Here is a 14356-nt window from a genome sequence, read left to right as displayed (position 1 = left end):
TTTTCATCAGGGCAATTCTGGAGCACCCGCGCCTTCCGCCCTGGCCTCGAAATTGCTACACTTTTTTACTATTGTTAGCAAAAGGTAGCCAATGAACGCGTCTCGCAGGACATGGCTGGGAAAAGCCTCCGCAATGCTGCTTCTGGGAAGCGGCCTCGGCATCACCCGTCCCTTGCTGGCACAGACGCCACGCCCGGCCGCCGCCGGGGCCCGCGTCGTCCTGCTCGGCCAGTCGGTGCCGCTCACCGGCAGCGCCAACGAGATCGGCAACGCCTTCGCGGCCGGCAGCCGGCTCGCCGTGAGCGACTTCAACACACGCAACGCCGCCACCGGCCTGCAGTTGAAGCTGCTGCAACTGGACGACGGCTACGACGCCGCGCGCGCCACCACCAACGCCCGCACCCTGCTGGGCGCGAACAAGGCCGACATGCTGTTCGGCTTTGTCGGCACCGCCAGCAGCGAGGCCGGCGCCAAGGTCGCCACGCAGCAAGGCAGCCTGCTGTTTGCGCCCTTCGCCGCCTCCGACACGCTGCGCGGCCCCGAGCATCCGAACGTGTTCCATGTGCGCCCCGGCATGATCGACGAGGCCCTCAAGATCGTGCGCCAGTGCGCCACCGTGGGGCAACAGCGCATCGCGCTGGTGGGCGACGACGACGCCATGGGCCGCGCCGGCCTGGCCGCCGTGCAGCAGGCCGTCACCGAGCTCAAGCTGCCGCCGCTGGTCGCGAGCGCGCTGGTGCCCGCCGGCGCCGACAAGCTCGACGCCGCGCTGAAGACCGTGCAGCAGCAGACGCCCCAGGCCATCGTGCTGGTGTCGCTCTCGGGCACCACGGCCGGCGCCATCCGCAAGCTGCGCAAGAGCGGCTACACGGGCAACTTCATGGCCTTCTCGATCGTCGGCATCGACCCGCTCTACGCCGAGCTGGGCAAGGACATCGGCGGCATCGTGATCTCGCAGGTGGTGCCCTCGCCGCGCCCCTCGGCCATTCCGATCGTCAAGGAGTACCTCGCGGCGGTCGACAACTCCGACCAGACCGCGTCGTACGAAGGGCTCGAGGGCTTCATCGCCGCCAAGGCCGCGGGCGAGGCCGTGCGCCGCGCGGGCCGCGGCTTCAACACCGCCACCCTGCAGCGCACGATGACGGCCATGACCGACTACGACGTGGGCGGCTTCCGCATCAACCTGCGCCCCGGCCTGCGCGACAACGTGCGCAGCATCGACCTCATCAGCATCTCGGCCGACGGTCGCGTCCTGCGCTGACGCGCCTCACACGGCGCTGTCGCGCAGCAGCTCGGTGAAGCGCTGCTGCACATACAGCGCCGTCGCGCCGAGCGGGCGTCCCTGCAGCCACAGCATGCGCACCGACAAGCGCGGCAAGGCCAGCGACGGGCACGGCACTTCCTTCAGCGCCTTGCTGAAGCCTTCGTAGCGCGCGATGTTGATGGGCAGCACGGCCCAGCCCAGGTTGTCGGCCACCATCTCGGCCGTGCTGTAGAAGCTGTCGGAGCGCCACACGCGCGGGCTATAGGCCACCTCGTGCACGTCGTCCGCATGCATCAGCAGCTGGCGTTGCCGCGCCAGGTCCTGGCGCCGCACCGTGCGGCCGTCGGCCAGCGGATGGTCGCTGGCCACGAACACGCCCTGGCGCACGCTGCCGATGTGGCGCTGGTCGAAGCTCGCGCGCACCGGGCCGCGGTCGAAGTGAAAAGCCACGCTGGCGCGCTCCTGCTCGACGTAGTCGGCCACCTCGGTCGCGGTGCCGTTGAGCAGCGTGAGCTCGAGGCTCGGAAACTTCACCGACAGCTCGCGCATCAGCGTGCCGATGGCGGTGTACGGCAGGGCCTCGTCCAGCGCCAGCGACAGCGCCGCCTCGTCGCCTTCGTGCAGCGAACGGGCGCGCTGGTCGAGCTGTTCGGCCTGCCGCAGCAACTCGCGCGCTTCGAGCAGCAGCACCCGGCCTGCGTCCGACAGCTGCGCGTTGCGGCGCGAGCGGTCGAACAGCGCCACGCCGAGGTCGACCTCGAGCAGCCCGATGGCGGTGCTCACGGCCGACTGGGCCTTGCCAAGATGGCGCGCCGCGGCCGAGAACGAACCGCACTCGGCGGTCGTCACGAACTGGCGCAATTGGTCGACGGTCCATTCCATTTCGGCCACCTACTCATCTATTTATCAGATGGATTTCATCTTTATTCATTCATTTTAATGGCGCAACATGGCGCCATGACGAATGCAAACAACAAGATGACACCGGCGTTCGAACTGAGCTGGTGCAGCGATCCTTCCCAGGCGCAGGCGTTGACCGCCCTGTTCCTGCAGCAACTTTCCCCCTCCTACATCTCGCACTCGGAGTTGCAGGAGCAGCGCGCCGTGGCCCTGGGCGAATGGCGCACCGACCTGCCCGCCGTCTTCATGGCGCAAGTGCGCGAGACCCTGGCGCTGGACCCGGCCACCGCCCACGCACGCGTGGCCGTCGCGCGAGCTGACGGCGCACTGGCCGGCTTCGCGCTGGTTTCGATCGACGACACCCGCCGCGCCACGCGCAGCTTCGCGACGCTCGACGACCTCGTCGTCGACGCGCGCTTCCAGGGCCTGGGCCTGGGCGGCCGGCTCTTCGACTGGGTCTGCGCCGAGCTGCAGCGCCGCGGCATCCAGCGCCTCTTTCTCGAAAGCGGCATCGGCAACGCGCGTGCGCACGACTTCTTCCACGCCCGCGGCTGCGAGACGGTCTCGGTGACGATGCTCAAGGAACTGGACGGCACCACCTCACAGTCGCACGACCGGAGGGCCACGCCATGAACGGCTTGAACCCCACCGCCAAGAAATGGATCACGCTCGGCATCGTCTCGATGGCGCTGCTGCTGATCGTGGTCGACATGACCGTGCTCTACACGGCGCTGCCCACGCTCACGCACGACCTGGCCGCATCGGCCACCGAGAAGCTCTGGATCCTCAACGCCTACACCGTGGTCGTCTCCGGCTTCCTGCTGGGCATGGGCGCGCTGGGCGACCGCGTGGGCTACCGGCGCATGTTCGTCGCGGGCCTGGCCGTGTTCGGCGTGGCCTCGCTGTGCGCGGCCTACGCGCCGAACCCGGCCGTCCTCATCGCCGCGCGGGCCCTCTTGGGCGTGGGCGCGTCGATGATGATGCCGGCCACGCTGGCGATCCTGCGGCTGGTGTTCACCGACGAGCGCGAGCGGGCCGTGGCCATCGGCGTGTGGGCCTCGGTGGCCTCGGGCGGCGCGGCGCTCGGGCCGGTCGTGGGCGGCGTGCTGCTCGAGTACTTCTGGTGGGGTTCGGTGTTCCTCATCAACGTGCCCGTGGTGGTGCTCGCGCTGGTGCTGGCCCTGTGGCTGCTGCCGACGCAGAAGAACACCGGCACGCGCCCGTGGGACTTCATCGGCTCGGTGCAGGTGCTGGCGGGGCTGGTCTTCCTGGTGCTGACCATCAAGGAACTCACCAAGTTCGCGCCCTCGGCCACAACGGCCGCCATCACCGGCGCACTCGCCGTGGTGGCCATGGCCCTCTTCGTGCAGCGCCAGCGGCGCAGCAGCGCGCCGCTGATCGACTTCCGCCTGTTCCGCAACGCGTACTTCTCGGGCGGCGTGATCGCAGCCATCGTGGCCTCGGTGGCGCTGATCGGTGTCGAGCTGGTGTTCAGCCAGCGGCTGCAGCTCGTGGTCGGCCTCACGCCGCTGCAGGCGGGCCTCACCCTGCTGCCGCTGCCGCTGGCCGCCTTCGTGGCGGGGCCGCTCGCGGGCCTGCTGCTGGCACGCATCGGCTCGCGCCCCGTCATCCTGGGCGGCCTCGTGACCACGGCGCTCGCGCTGTGCGCGCTGGCACTGGCGGTCGATGCCGCGGGCCTGCTCAAGCCGGCGATCCTGGTGCTGCTGGGGCTGGGCGTGGGCGCGACCATCACGGCGGCGTCCAACGCGGTCATGAACAACGCGCCCGTGGAACACGCCGGCATGGCGGCGTCGATCGAGGAGGTGTCGTACGAACTCGGCGGCGTGCTGGGCATCGCGCTGCTGGGCAGCGTGCTCTCGGCGAGCTACACCGCCGCGCTGGTGATTCCCGACGGCCTGGCCGTGCCGGCCTCGGCCGGCGACAGCATCGATGCCGCGCTGCTGGCCGCAGAAACGCTGCCCGCGCCGATCGCCTCGCAGCTCGTGGCGCTCGCGCACACGGCCTTCGACCAGGCCTTCTTCTCGGTGATGGGCGTGGCCGTGGCAATCGTGGTCACGGCGGCCTGCGCCGTGGCGTTCCTCGGCTGGCGGGCCCGCCCGACGGCTGCGCAGCGCACCCGGCGCTGCGCGTAACCGGCCTCAGGCGCTCGCGGCTTCGTCGATGAGCGCCGCCACGGCCTGCGGCTGCGAGGCCAGCGAGGCGTGGCTGGCCGCCAGCGTGATGACCTTCTTCGCGCCCAGGCGCGCCGACATGCGCTCCTGGTTCACGGGCGAGATCATGCGGTCCTCGCTCGAGATCTGGTACCACGACGGCTTCTTCTTCCAGGCCGGCGCCGTGATGGTGTCGCCGAAGGTGCTGGCCAGCGGCGCCTTCTGCGTCAGGCCCATCACCAGGCCCTCTTCGGCGCTCAGGTCCTGGCAGAAGCTCTCGTGGTATTTCTCGGGGATCACCCACAAATAGCCGTCGCTGTCGGGTGCCAGGTTGGGCACGGCCACGGGCGGATGCTCCTGCGTGATGCCGCCGGGGCTTTCGCCTGCGTCGGGTGCGAAGGCGGCGATGTAGACCAGCCCCACCACGTTGGGCAGGTCGCCGGCCTGCGTGATCACGGCGCCGCCGTACGAGTGGCCGACCAGCAAGACCGGCCCCTGCACCTGCGCCACCATCTTGCGCGTGCGCTCGGCGTCGTCGGCCAGCGAGGTCAGCGGCAGCTCGACCGCGCGGATGGCCGTGTGGCCCTTGCGCAGCAGCTCCACGATGACGTTGTGCCAGTGCGCCGCACCACCCCAGAAACCATGGACCAGGACGACCGTCGGTTTGTTGTTGCTCATGATTCGCCACCTTCCAGTGAAGAAATAAGACACCGGGCCGCCGGAATGACGGGCCGGGAAAGTCTTATACGCCTGCGCCCTGCCCGCGCTGTGACAAGACCCTCAGCCGGTGCGCACCAGCCCCTGCAGCGCGTCGAGCGACAGCAGTTCGATGCGCCCGTAGCCCAGCGACACCACGCCCTCGGTCGCCAGCGCATTGAGCTCCTTGGACAGCGTCTGGCGCGTCACGCCGAGCATCATGGCCAGCGCCTCCTGCGACAGCATGAGTTCGTGCCGCAGGTGCACCGACTGCGTGGCGTCGCCGCGCGCCAGCACCAGCAGCCGGTGCGCCACGCGCGCGCGCAGGCTGCGCAAGGTGGCGTCTTCGGCCAGGCCGTAGAGCATGCGCACGCGCGCGGCCAGCATGGCGGCGATGGCGTTGGAAAACACCACGTCGCGCATCTGCCGCACGAAGGCCTCGGGCGGCACCACCAGCAGGTCGAGCGCTTCGAGCGCGGTGGCGTCGTGCGTGCGCGGCGAGCCGTCGATGAGCGTGATCTCGCCGAACCAGTTGCCCGGCTCCAGCACCGCCAGGATGGCCTCGCGCCCGTCCTGGCGCAGCGACGAGATCTTGATCGTGCCCGCCACCAGCCCGTAGAAGCCGCCGCCCGCCGCATGGATCGGGTCGCCCTGGCGAAACACCATGGTGCCGCGCCGCACATGCAGCAGCTCGGCCGCGCCCAGCAGCGCGTCACGCTGTGCGCGCGGCATGCTGGTGAACCAGGGGTTGCCGTCGAGCGCGGCGCGGTGCGCGGCCGACAGGCGCGGCTTGGTCGAGGTGGCCATGAGAAGAGAAAGGCGCCCGGAGGCGGGTTTACCAGAACCTCGCATTGTCAAATTCTTGACAGTTGAAGGTCAAGCGCAGGTCTACAGTGGCCGCCATCCCCCCAAGAACGGAGACCCCACACGATGAACGCACGGGCAAGTTTCAAGCGCATGCAGGACAGCACGCGCGAAGACTGGCAACTGATCGGCGGCGAGTTCATGCAGTTCGCGGGCGGCCTGCCCGCGCGCGTGATCAAGCACCTGCAGATCCTCGAAGGCGACTACGGCGGCTTTCCGGTCGACCGCTACACGCACTCGCTGCAGACCGCCACGCGCGCGCTGCGCGACGGCCGCGACGAGGAGTACGTGGTGTGCGCGCTGCTGCACGACATCGGCGACACGCTGGGCAGCTTCAACCATCCCGACATCGCCGCCGCCATCCTCAAGCCCTTCGTGAGCGAGGCCAACCACTGGATGGTGCAGAACCACGGCATCTTCCAGGGCCACTACTTCTTCCACCACATCGGGCTGGACCGCGACATGCGCGACACCTTCAAGGACCACCCGCACTACGAGCGCACGGCCGAGTTCTGCGCGCTCTACGACAACCCGGCCTTCGACCCCAAGGCCGAGACCCTGCCCATCAGCGAGTTCGAGCCCATGCTGCGCCGCCTGATGGCGCAGCCCAAGCAGAGCGTCTACAAGACCGTGCTGCAAGAGCCGACCGCCGCCTGATCACGACAAAGGACACCTCATATGAACGCCACCTCCGCCTCCGAAATCCAGAAGCTCGTCTCCGCCGAAGAATGGCAGCTGCGCGTCGACCTCGCCGCCTGCTACCGCCTGGTGGCGCTGTACGGCTGGAGCGACCTCGTCTTCACGCACATCAGCGCGCGCGTGCCCGGCCCCGAGCACCACTTCCTGATCAACCCCTACGGCCTGATGTTCGACGAAATCACGGCCTCGAGCCTGGTCAAGGTCGACCAGCAGTGCAACAAGATCATCGACTCGCCCTACCCCGTGAACCCGGCCGGCTTCGTGATCCACAGCGCCGTGCATGCCGCGCGCGAGGACATCCAGTGCGTGCTGCACACCCACACCCGGGCCGGCATCGCCGTGAGCGCGCAGAAGAACGGCGTGCTGCCCATCAGCCAGCAGTCGACCTTCGTGCTGGCCTCGCTGGCCTACCATGACTACGAAGGCGTGGCCTTCCGCGACGACGAGAAGCCGCGCCTGCAGGCCGACATGGGCCATGCCAACTTCCTCATGCTGCGCAACCACGGCCTGCTGACCTGCGGCAAGACCATTGCCGACGCCTTCCTTTCGATGTACACCTTCGAGAACACCTGCCAGATCCAGATCGCCGCGCAGGCCGGCGGCGGTGAACTCACGCACGTGGACCCGAGGATCATCGACGGCGTGGGCCAGGCCATGAAGGTGCAAAGCGGCGGCCTGGGCGGCATGTTCGTCTGGCCTTCGCTGATCCGCAAACTCGACCGCATCGACGACAGCTACAAACAATAAGACAGACGTCGATCCCGGTTTCCACGGCTGCCAGCGCCCGCGCGACGGGTGCCGGCAGCCATTTTTTTAAGCAGAAGAACCCAAGAGGAGACACCACCGCATGGACACCACGCTCATCGTGACCCGGTTCCTGTTCGGCGCGCTCGCGCTCGTGATGTTCGGGCTGGGGCTGTCGCTCTCGCTCGAGGATTTCCGGCGCCTGTTCAAGCACCCGAAGGCCGTGACCATCGCGCTCGTGCTGCAGGTCATCGGCCTGCCGCTGGCCTGCTACGCGATCATCGTGGGCTTCGGCCTGTCGCCGGTGTTCGCCATCGGGCTGATGCTGCTGGCGGCCTCGCCGGGCGGCATCTCGGCCAACCTGTTCTCGCACCTGTTCGGCGGCAACGTGGCGATGAACATCTCGCTCACGGCCGTGAACACGCTGCTGTCGATCGTCACGCTGCCGCTCATCGCCAACTGGGCCATCAACCACTTCGCGCCGAGTGGCCAGGTGGTGCCGCTGCAGACGCGCAAGCTGGTCGAAGTGATCGCCATCGTGCTGGTGCCGGTGGCCATCGGCATGGTGGTCGCGTCGCGCCGGCCCGGCTTCGCGGCGCGCATGGAAAAGCCGACCAAGATCTTCAGCGCCGTGGTGCTCGCGGTGGTCACGGTGCTCGCCATCGCCAACGAGTGGAAGAACATCACCACCACCTTCGCCGAGATCGGCGTGCCGGTACTGCTGTTCAACCTCGTGAGCCTGCTGGCGGGCTACTACCTGAGCCGCGCCGCCGGCCTGGACAAGCCGCTGGCCACCGCCATCAGCTACGAGATCGGCATCCACAACTCCACGCTCGCCATCTTCATCGCGGTGAGCGTGCTGGGAAGCTTTCCGCTCGCGCTGCCGGCCGCCATCTACTCGGTCGTGATGTACATCACCGCCCCACTGTTCGGATGGCTGTTGCTGCGGCGCGGTCAGCCCGCCGCCGTGCCTGCGCCATGATGCGCGCATGGAACTGAGACAACTGCGCTACTTCGTCAAGGTCTGCGAGCTGCGCAGCATGGGCCGCGCGGCGGTGGAGCTGGGGGTGGTCACCTCGGCGCTGAGCCAGCAGATCAGCCGGCTCGAAAGCGAACTCTCGACCCGCCTGCTGCGCCGCCATTCGACCGGCGTCATGCCCACCGACGCGGGCCTGGCCTTCCTGCACCAGGCGCAGCTCACCTTGCGCCACGCCGACGACGCCGTGCGCGCGGCGCAGCAGGCGCGGCTGTCGGGCCATGTGAGCGTGGGCCTGGCGCCCACCACCGCCACCGTGCTGGGCGTGCCGCTGATGCAGGCCATGCAGGCGCGCTACCCCGAGGTGCGGCTGCACATGGTCGAGGCGCTGTCGGGCCACCTCACGACCATGCTGCACGCACGCCAGCTCGACCTGGCCGTGCTGTTCCAGACCGACACGCCGCGGCGCTGGAGCGTGTCGCCGCTGCTGGCCGAAAAGCTCTTCGTGATCGCGTCACCCACCCTCACGCCGCGCCCCACGGGCAAGAAGGTGCGCCTGTCGCAGCTGGCCGAGGTGCCGCTGATCCTGCCCAGCGGCAGCCACGGCCTGCGCGCCACGTTGATGGCCGCCTTTGCGCGGGCGCGCGTGGCGCCGCGCATCGTGGCCGAGGTCGACGGCCTGGCGCTGCTGATGGACGCGGTGCGCGCCGGCCACGGCGCCACCATCCAGCCCGGCGCCGCCACCGCGCGGCACGACCGCGACGACCTCGCGCTCACGCAGATTTCGGACGCGCACGTGGGGCGCCGCAACCTGCTCGTGAGCCTGTCGGACGACGAGCTCTCGCCCGCCGCGCTGGCCGCGCGCGTGGTGGTGGCCGAAACGGCGCGCACACTGGTCAGTGAAGGCCGCTGGGCCGGGGCAAGTCTTCTCGAAAGCTGAACACCTGTTGCCTCGATCGGTCTTTCGCGTGAAGGCCGCGCTGCCTAAAGTCTCCTGCATTCCAAGGAGACCCACAAGTGATAGACGTACTGGTTGTCGGTGGCGGCAATGCCGCGCTGTGCGCCGCGCTGATGGCGCGCGAGGCCGGCGCTTCGGTGCTGCTGCTGGAAGCCTCGCCCAAAGCATGGCGCGGCGGCAATTCGCAGCACACCCGCAACCTGCGCTGCATGCACGACGCGCCGCAGGACGTGCTGGTCGAGGCCTACCCTGAAGAGGAGTACTGGCAAGACCTGTTGAAGGTGACCGGCGGCCTCACCGACGAGCACCTGGCCCGCCTCGTGATCCGCGCCTCGTCGAACTGCCGCGACTGGATGCGCCGCCACGGCGTGCGCTTCCAGCCGCCGCTGTCGGGTGCGCTGCACGTGGCGCGCACCAACGCCTTCTTCATGGGTGGCGGCAAGGCGCTCGTCAACGCCTACTACCGCAGCGCCGAAGCGCTCGACGTGCAGGTCCGCTACGACACGCCCGTGGCCACGGTCGAGCTCGAGGGCGAGCGCTTCGTGGCCGTGCGCACCGAGGCCGGCGAGCGCATCGAAGCCAGGAGCTGCGTGCTCGCCTCGGGCGGCTTCGAATCGAACCGCGACTGGCTGCGCGAAGCGTGGGGGCAAAACGAACGCGGCGAATGGCCGGCCGACAACTTCCTCATCCGCGGCACGCGCTTCAACCAGGGCGTGCTGCTGAAGTACATGATCGACGCGGGCGCCGACAGCATCGGCGACCCGTCGCAGGGCCACATGGTGGCCATCGATGCGCGCGCGCCGCTGTACGACGGCGGCATCTGCACGCGCATCGACTGCGTCTCGCTCGGCGTGGTGGTCAACCGCGACGCGCAGCGCTTCTACGACGAGGGCGAGGACTTCTGGCCCAAGCGCTATGCGATCTGGGGCCGGCTCGTGGCGCAGCAGCCGGGGCAGATCGCGTGGTCCGTCATCGACCAGCAGGCGGTCGGGCGCTTCATGCCGCCCGTGTTTCCCGGCGCGCAGGCCAACACGCTCGGCGAACTGGCGCAGAAGATCGGCCTGGACGAAGCCACCTTCGTGCGCACCGTGCAGGACTACAACGCCGCCTGCCGCGTCGGCCGCTTCGACCACACGGCGCTGGACGACTGCCACACCGAAGGCCTCGCGCCCGCCAAGACGCACTGGGCGCGCCCAATCGACACGGCGCCCTTCCATGCGTATCCGCTGCGCCCCGGCATCACCTTCACGTACCTCGGCCTGAAGGTGGACGAGACCGCCGCCGTGCGCTTCGGCGGCCGGCCGAGCCCCAACCTCTTCGTGGCCGGCGAGATGATGGCCGGCAACGTGCTCGGCCAGGGCTACACGGCCGGCGTGGGCATGAGCATCGGCACGGCCTTCGGGCGCATCGCCGGGACGCAGGCTGCGCGTGCGGCAAAGAACCATTCAAAGAATTCTCCGGAGACCGCCCTTGCAGCAACTCACTGACCTCGTCGCACGCGCCCGTGCGGATGCCGACGGCATCGGCAGCACCCCGTCGCGCGTCATCCCGATCCAGCCCGCGCTGCCGTTGACCGCCTCCGAGGGCGAGGTCGCGCGCATCCTGCAGATCTGCAACGCCTGCCGCTACTGCGAGGGCTTCTGCGCCGTGTTCCCCGCCATGACGCGCCGGCTCGAATTCGGCAAGGCCGACACGCACTACCTCGCCAACCTGTGCCACAACTGCGGCGCCTGCCTGCATGCCTGCCAGTACGCACCGCCGCACGAGTTCGCCGTGAACGTGCCGCAGGCGATGGCGCAGGTGCGCCTGCAGACCTACCACGACTACGCCTGGCCGCCCGCGATGGGCGCGCTCTACAAGCGGGCCGGGCTCACCGTCGCATTGGCACTGGCGGGTGGATTGGCGATGTTCCTCGTGCTGGCCGTGGCGATGTCGGGTTCGCTCCTGCACGAACCCCTCGCGGGCAACTTCTACGCGATCTTTCCGCACAACTTCCTCGCGCTGGTGTTCGGCGCGGTGTTCCTGTTCGTGATGTTCGCACTGGCGATGGGCACGCGCCGCTTCTGGCGCGAGGTCTCGCCCGCGAACGACCCGGGCAACGCCCCCGACCTGCCGGGTGTGCGCCGCGCAGCCAGCGCCGAAGCCGCGCACGACGCGCTGCGCCTGAAGTACCTCGATGGTGGCCACGGCGAAGGCTGCAACAACGAAAACGACCGTTTCACGCTCTGGCGCCGGCGCTTCCATCACTTCACCTTCTACGGCTTCATGCTGTGCTTCGCCTCCACCTGCGTGGCAACGCTCTACCACTACCTGTTCGACCTGCACGCGCCCTATGCGCTCACGAGCCTGCCCGTGCTGCTGGGCACCACGGGCGGCATCGGCCTCGTGATCGGCCCTGTCGGCCTGTTGTGGCTCAACCTGCGGCGCCATGCCGCGCACGGCGACGTGGCGCAGCGGCCGATGGACCGCGGCTTCATCGCGCTGCTGCTGCTCACCAGCCTCACGGGCCTGGCCCTGCTCGCGTGGCGCGACACCCGCTTCATGGCGCTGCTGCTGGCGGTGCACCTGGGCGTGGTGATGGCGCTCTTTCTCACGCTGCCCTACGGCAAGTTCGCGCACGGCATCTTCCGCTGCGCGGCGCTCCTGAAGTTCGCGATCGAGAAGCGCCTGCCCAGCCGGTTGCGGCTGGGTGCCGACTGATCGGCATGGCCTGAAGGGGCCGGGGTCGGACAAGGCCCTACGCCCAGGGCGGAAACCCGCTGGCCGGGCGCGGCGGGCGTTGTCTGCAGAATAGGCGGCCATGCATGTTCGAAAAGCCGCCGTTCTCGCCCTCGTCCTGTCCGCCCTCTCCCTCCCCCCCATCGCGGCGTCCGTTCCGAAAAACCTCCAGCCCTCCGACGCCGCCGAAGCCCGCATCGAATCGCTCATCGCGCGCATGACGCTGCAGGAAAAGGCCGGCCAGCTCAGCCTCTACGGCCCGGCCGACATCAACACGCCGAACAACCCGCAGGCCGGCTGGCGCAACGGGCAGCAGGAGACCGAGGACGTACGCAACGGGCGGCTCACGGGCCTGTTCAACAACGCCGGCCTCGAGGGCAAACGGCGGCTGCAGCAGGTGGCGGTGCGCGAGTCGCGGCTGGGCATTCCGCTGATCTTCGGCGCCGACGTGATCCACGGCTTTCGCACCATCTTCCCGATGCCGCTGGCCGAGGTCTCGAGCTGGGAACCCGCGCTGGCCGAGCGCACCGCGCGCGCGGCGGCGGTCGAGGCCACGGCCGACGGCTTTCGCTGGACCTTCGCGCCCATGGTCGACATCGCGCGCGACGCACGCTGGGGCCGCGGCCTCGAAGGCGTGGGCGAAGACCCGTACCTGGCGCGCCAGTTCGCGGCGGCGCGCGTGCGCGGCTTCCAGGGCAGCAACCTCGCGAACGCCGACTCGATGCTGGCCACGCCCAAGCACTTCGCGGCCTACGGCGCGGCCGAGGGCGGGCTCGACTACAACACGAGCGAAATCTCCGAGCGCACGCTGCGCGAGGTCTACCTGCCGCCGTTTCGCGCAGCGCTCGATGCGGGCGCGCTGTCGGTCATGAGCGCCTTCAACGAGATCGGCGGCGTGCCCTCGACCGCCAACCCCGCGCTGCTCACCGGCGTGCTGCGCGACGAATGGAAGTTCAAGGGCTTCGTGGTGTCGGACTACACGGCCGACGAAGAGCTCATCGAGCACGGCCACGCCGCCAACGGCCGCGAGGCCGCCAAGCTGGCCTTCATGGCGGGCACCGACGTGAGCATGCAAAGCGGCCTGTACATCCGCCACCTGCCCGACCTCGTGGCCTCGGGCGAGGTACCGATGGCGCGGCTCGACGAGGCCGTGCGGCGCGTGCTGCGGGTCAAGCTCAAGCTCGGCCTCTTCGACGACCCGATGCGCGGCCTGGACGGCCCGCCGGCCGCGCAGCGCGTGGAGAACCCCGAGTTCATCGCGCTGGCCCGCGAGAGCGCGCGCCGCTCCATCGTAATGCTGAAGAACGAAGGCCAGCTGCTGCCGCTCGCGAAAACAGGCCCGCAGAAGATCGCGCTGATCGGCCCCTTCGCCGAAGGCACGAAGGACCTGATGGGCTCCTGGAGCCTGTTCCCGGGCCAGTCCGCGCCCGTGGGCATCGACGAGGGCCTGCGCGCCGCGCTGGGCACCGAGGCCTCGCGGCTGACCGTCACGCGCGGTGCGAACGTCGAGTCGCCGCTGCCCGGCGGCATCGAGGCCGCCGTGGCCGCCGCACGCGACGCCGACGTGGTGGTGCTGGCCATCGGCGAGAGCCAGAAGATGTCGGGCGAGTCGCGCTCGCGCAGCGACATCGGCCTGCCGCAGGCCCAGCAGGACCTGGCCGAGGCCGTGGCCGCCACGGGCAAGCCGGTGGTCGTGCTGCTGAGCAACGGCCGCGCGATGGCGCTCCAGGGTGCGGTGCGCAATGCGCGCGCCATCCTCGTGACCTGGTTCCTCGGCGTGCAGACCGGCCACGCGATCGCCGACGTGGTGTTCGGCGACGCCAACCCCTCGGGCCGCCTGCCCGTGAGCTTTCCGCAGACTGCGGGCCAGGTGCCCTACTACTACGCCCACAAGCGCACCGGCCGCCCCTCGCCCGAGAGCGCGCCGGGCACGGCCTTCAAGACCCGCTACCTGGACGCGACGAACGAGGCGCTGTACCCCTTCGGTTTCGGCATCGGCTATGCGCCGGTGCGCTACGACCAGGTCGAACTGAGCACGGACCGCCTCGCCATGGGCAAGACCTTGCGCGTGCGCGCGACCGTCACCAACACGGGCACGCGCGAGGCGGAAGAAGTGGTGCAGCTGTACCTGGCGCAGCGCGCCGCGAGCGTGACGCGGCCGGTGCGCGAGTTGAAGAATTTCCGCAAGGTGCGGATTGCGCCGGGGGCTTCGGAGGTGGTCGAGTTCGCTGTCGGCAATGACGACCTGCAGTTTCTGGGGCGGGACATGAAGCCGGTGGTCGAGCCGGGTGAGATCGATCTGTGGGTGGCGCCTTCTGCTGCGGGCGGGATTCAGAAGCGCTTCGTGCTGACGCGCGAGTGAGCTG

General features: G+C 69.3%; 13 protein-coding genes. 10 read left to right on the top strand and 3 right to left on the bottom strand.

Annotated elements, in window-relative coordinates; genetic code table 11:
- The first annotated feature begins 91 nt into the window (after nucleotides 1–91).
- On the top strand, nucleotides 92–1261 hold the full coding sequence (locus tag AC1RGU_RS07855) for an ABC transporter substrate-binding protein (RefSeq protein ID WP_159272104.1): 1170 nt from the start codon (nucleotides 92–94) through the stop codon (nucleotides 1259–1261).
- A 6-nt stretch (nucleotides 1262–1267) separates the two neighbouring features.
- On the opposite strand, the gene AC1RGU_RS07850 is transcribed toward AC1RGU_RS07855, so the two are convergent.
- Complete coding sequence (locus tag AC1RGU_RS07850) at nucleotides 1268–2146, bottom strand: LysR family transcriptional regulator (RefSeq protein WP_070060373.1); 879 nt, start codon at nucleotides 2144–2146, stop codon at nucleotides 1268–1270.
- Between the two features lie 75 nt (nucleotides 2147–2221).
- On the opposite strand from AC1RGU_RS07850, the gene AC1RGU_RS07845 reads away from it, so the two are divergent.
- Both AC1RGU_RS07845 and AC1RGU_RS07840 read left to right on the top strand, forming a co-directional pair.
- Nucleotides 2222–2797, top strand: coding sequence for a GNAT family N-acetyltransferase (locus AC1RGU_RS07845; protein WP_492695835.1), 576 nt, complete (start codon nucleotides 2222–2224; stop codon nucleotides 2795–2797).
- A complete protein-coding gene (locus AC1RGU_RS07840) occupies nucleotides 2794–4317 on the top strand; it encodes an MFS transporter (RefSeq protein ID WP_492695833.1) in 1524 nt (507 codons plus the stop codon). The genes AC1RGU_RS07845 and AC1RGU_RS07840 overlap by 4 nt, the downstream gene beginning before the upstream one ends.
- Nucleotides 4318–4323: 6 nt before the next feature.
- Here the strand turns inward: AC1RGU_RS07840 and AC1RGU_RS07835 are convergent, their stop codons facing one another.
- On the bottom strand, nucleotides 4324–5013 hold the full coding sequence (locus AC1RGU_RS07835) for an alpha/beta hydrolase (protein ID WP_095745013.1): 690 nt from the start codon (nucleotides 5011–5013) through the stop codon (nucleotides 4324–4326).
- Between the two features lie 102 nt (nucleotides 5014–5115).
- Nucleotides 5116–5838, bottom strand: coding sequence for a Crp/Fnr family transcriptional regulator (locus tag AC1RGU_RS07830; RefSeq protein WP_492695831.1), 723 nt, complete (start codon nucleotides 5836–5838; stop codon nucleotides 5116–5118).
- A gap of 123 nt (nucleotides 5839–5961) precedes the next feature.
- Here AC1RGU_RS07830 and AC1RGU_RS07825 point away from each other — a divergent pair, with 123 nt between their 5' ends.
- The 7 genes from AC1RGU_RS07825 (at nucleotide 5962) to AC1RGU_RS07795 (ending at nucleotide 14352) form a co-directional block, all read left to right on the top strand.
- The gene (locus tag AC1RGU_RS07825; RefSeq protein WP_354343406.1) at nucleotides 5962–6552 is read left to right on the top strand and encodes an HD domain-containing protein; all 591 of its coding nucleotides are present in this window, start codon (nucleotides 5962–5964) and stop codon (nucleotides 6550–6552) included.
- 21 nt (nucleotides 6553–6573) lie between these two features.
- Complete coding sequence (locus tag AC1RGU_RS07820) at nucleotides 6574–7341, top strand: class II aldolase/adducin family protein (RefSeq protein ID WP_070060369.1); 768 nt, start codon at nucleotides 6574–6576, stop codon at nucleotides 7339–7341.
- A 100-nt stretch (nucleotides 7342–7441) separates the two neighbouring features.
- Nucleotides 7442–8320 (top strand): bile acid:sodium symporter family protein, encoded by an 879-nt coding sequence (locus tag AC1RGU_RS07815; protein WP_492695829.1) that lies wholly within the window; start codon nucleotides 7442–7444, stop codon nucleotides 8318–8320.
- Between the two features lie 7 nt (nucleotides 8321–8327).
- Nucleotides 8328–9254, top strand: coding sequence for a LysR family transcriptional regulator (locus AC1RGU_RS07810; protein WP_492695827.1), 927 nt, complete (start codon nucleotides 8328–8330; stop codon nucleotides 9252–9254).
- Between the two features lie 77 nt (nucleotides 9255–9331).
- Nucleotides 9332–10759 (top strand): FAD-dependent tricarballylate dehydrogenase TcuA, encoded by a 1428-nt coding sequence (gene tcuA, locus AC1RGU_RS07805; RefSeq protein ID WP_492695825.1) that lies wholly within the window; start codon nucleotides 9332–9334, stop codon nucleotides 10757–10759.
- On the top strand, nucleotides 10743–11972 hold the full coding sequence (gene tcuB, locus AC1RGU_RS07800; protein WP_492695823.1) for a tricarballylate utilization 4Fe-4S protein TcuB: 1230 nt from the start codon (nucleotides 10743–10745) through the stop codon (nucleotides 11970–11972). The genes tcuA and tcuB overlap by 17 nt, the downstream gene beginning before the upstream one ends.
- Nucleotides 11973–12072: 100 nt before the next feature.
- Entirely contained in the window at nucleotides 12073–14352 is a 2280-nt protein-coding gene (locus AC1RGU_RS07795; RefSeq protein ID WP_492695821.1) for a glycoside hydrolase family 3 N-terminal domain-containing protein, read from the top strand.
- Nucleotides 14353–14356: the final 4 nt, after the last annotated feature.

The organism is Variovorax sp. GW823-FHT02B07 (genome assembly GCF_058797695.1).
Note: the sequence above shows the minus strand (reverse complement) of the source record. Positions and strands in the feature narration are given on the sequence as shown.

Excerpts from the sequence above, each read along its gene's own strand:
- AC1RGU_RS07820 (WP_070060369.1), top strand. The coding sequence starts at position 6,574 with ATGAACGCCACCTCCGCCTCCGAAATCCAGAAGCTCGTCTCCGCCGAA.
- AC1RGU_RS07855 (WP_159272104.1), top strand. The coding sequence starts at position 92 with ATGAACGCGTCTCGCAGGACATGGCTGGGAAAAGCCTCCGCAATGCTG.
- AC1RGU_RS07825 (WP_354343406.1), top strand. The coding sequence starts at position 5,962 with ATGAACGCACGGGCAAGTTTCAAGCGCATGCAGGACAGCACGCGCGAA.
- AC1RGU_RS07845 (WP_492695835.1), top strand. The coding sequence starts at position 2,222 with ATGACGAATGCAAACAACAAGATGACACCGGCGTTCGAACTGAGCTGG.
- AC1RGU_RS07850 (WP_070060373.1), bottom strand. The coding sequence starts at position 2,146 with ATGGAATGGACCGTCGACCAATTGCGCCAGTTCGTGACGACCGCCGAG.
- AC1RGU_RS07830 (WP_492695831.1), bottom strand. The coding sequence starts at position 5,838 with ATGGCCACCTCGACCAAGCCGCGCCTGTCGGCCGCGCACCGCGCCGCG.
- AC1RGU_RS07810 (WP_492695827.1), top strand. The coding sequence starts at position 8,328 with ATGGAACTGAGACAACTGCGCTACTTCGTCAAGGTCTGCGAGCTGCGC.
- AC1RGU_RS07835 (WP_095745013.1), bottom strand. The coding sequence starts at position 5,013 with ATGAGCAACAACAAACCGACGGTCGTCCTGGTCCATGGTTTCTGGGGT.
- AC1RGU_RS07795 (WP_492695821.1), top strand. The coding sequence starts at position 12,073 with ATGCATGTTCGAAAAGCCGCCGTTCTCGCCCTCGTCCTGTCCGCCCTC.
- AC1RGU_RS07840 (WP_492695833.1), top strand. The coding sequence starts at position 2,794 with ATGAACGGCTTGAACCCCACCGCCAAGAAATGGATCACGCTCGGCATC.
- AC1RGU_RS07815 (WP_492695829.1), top strand. The coding sequence starts at position 7,442 with ATGGACACCACGCTCATCGTGACCCGGTTCCTGTTCGGCGCGCTCGCG.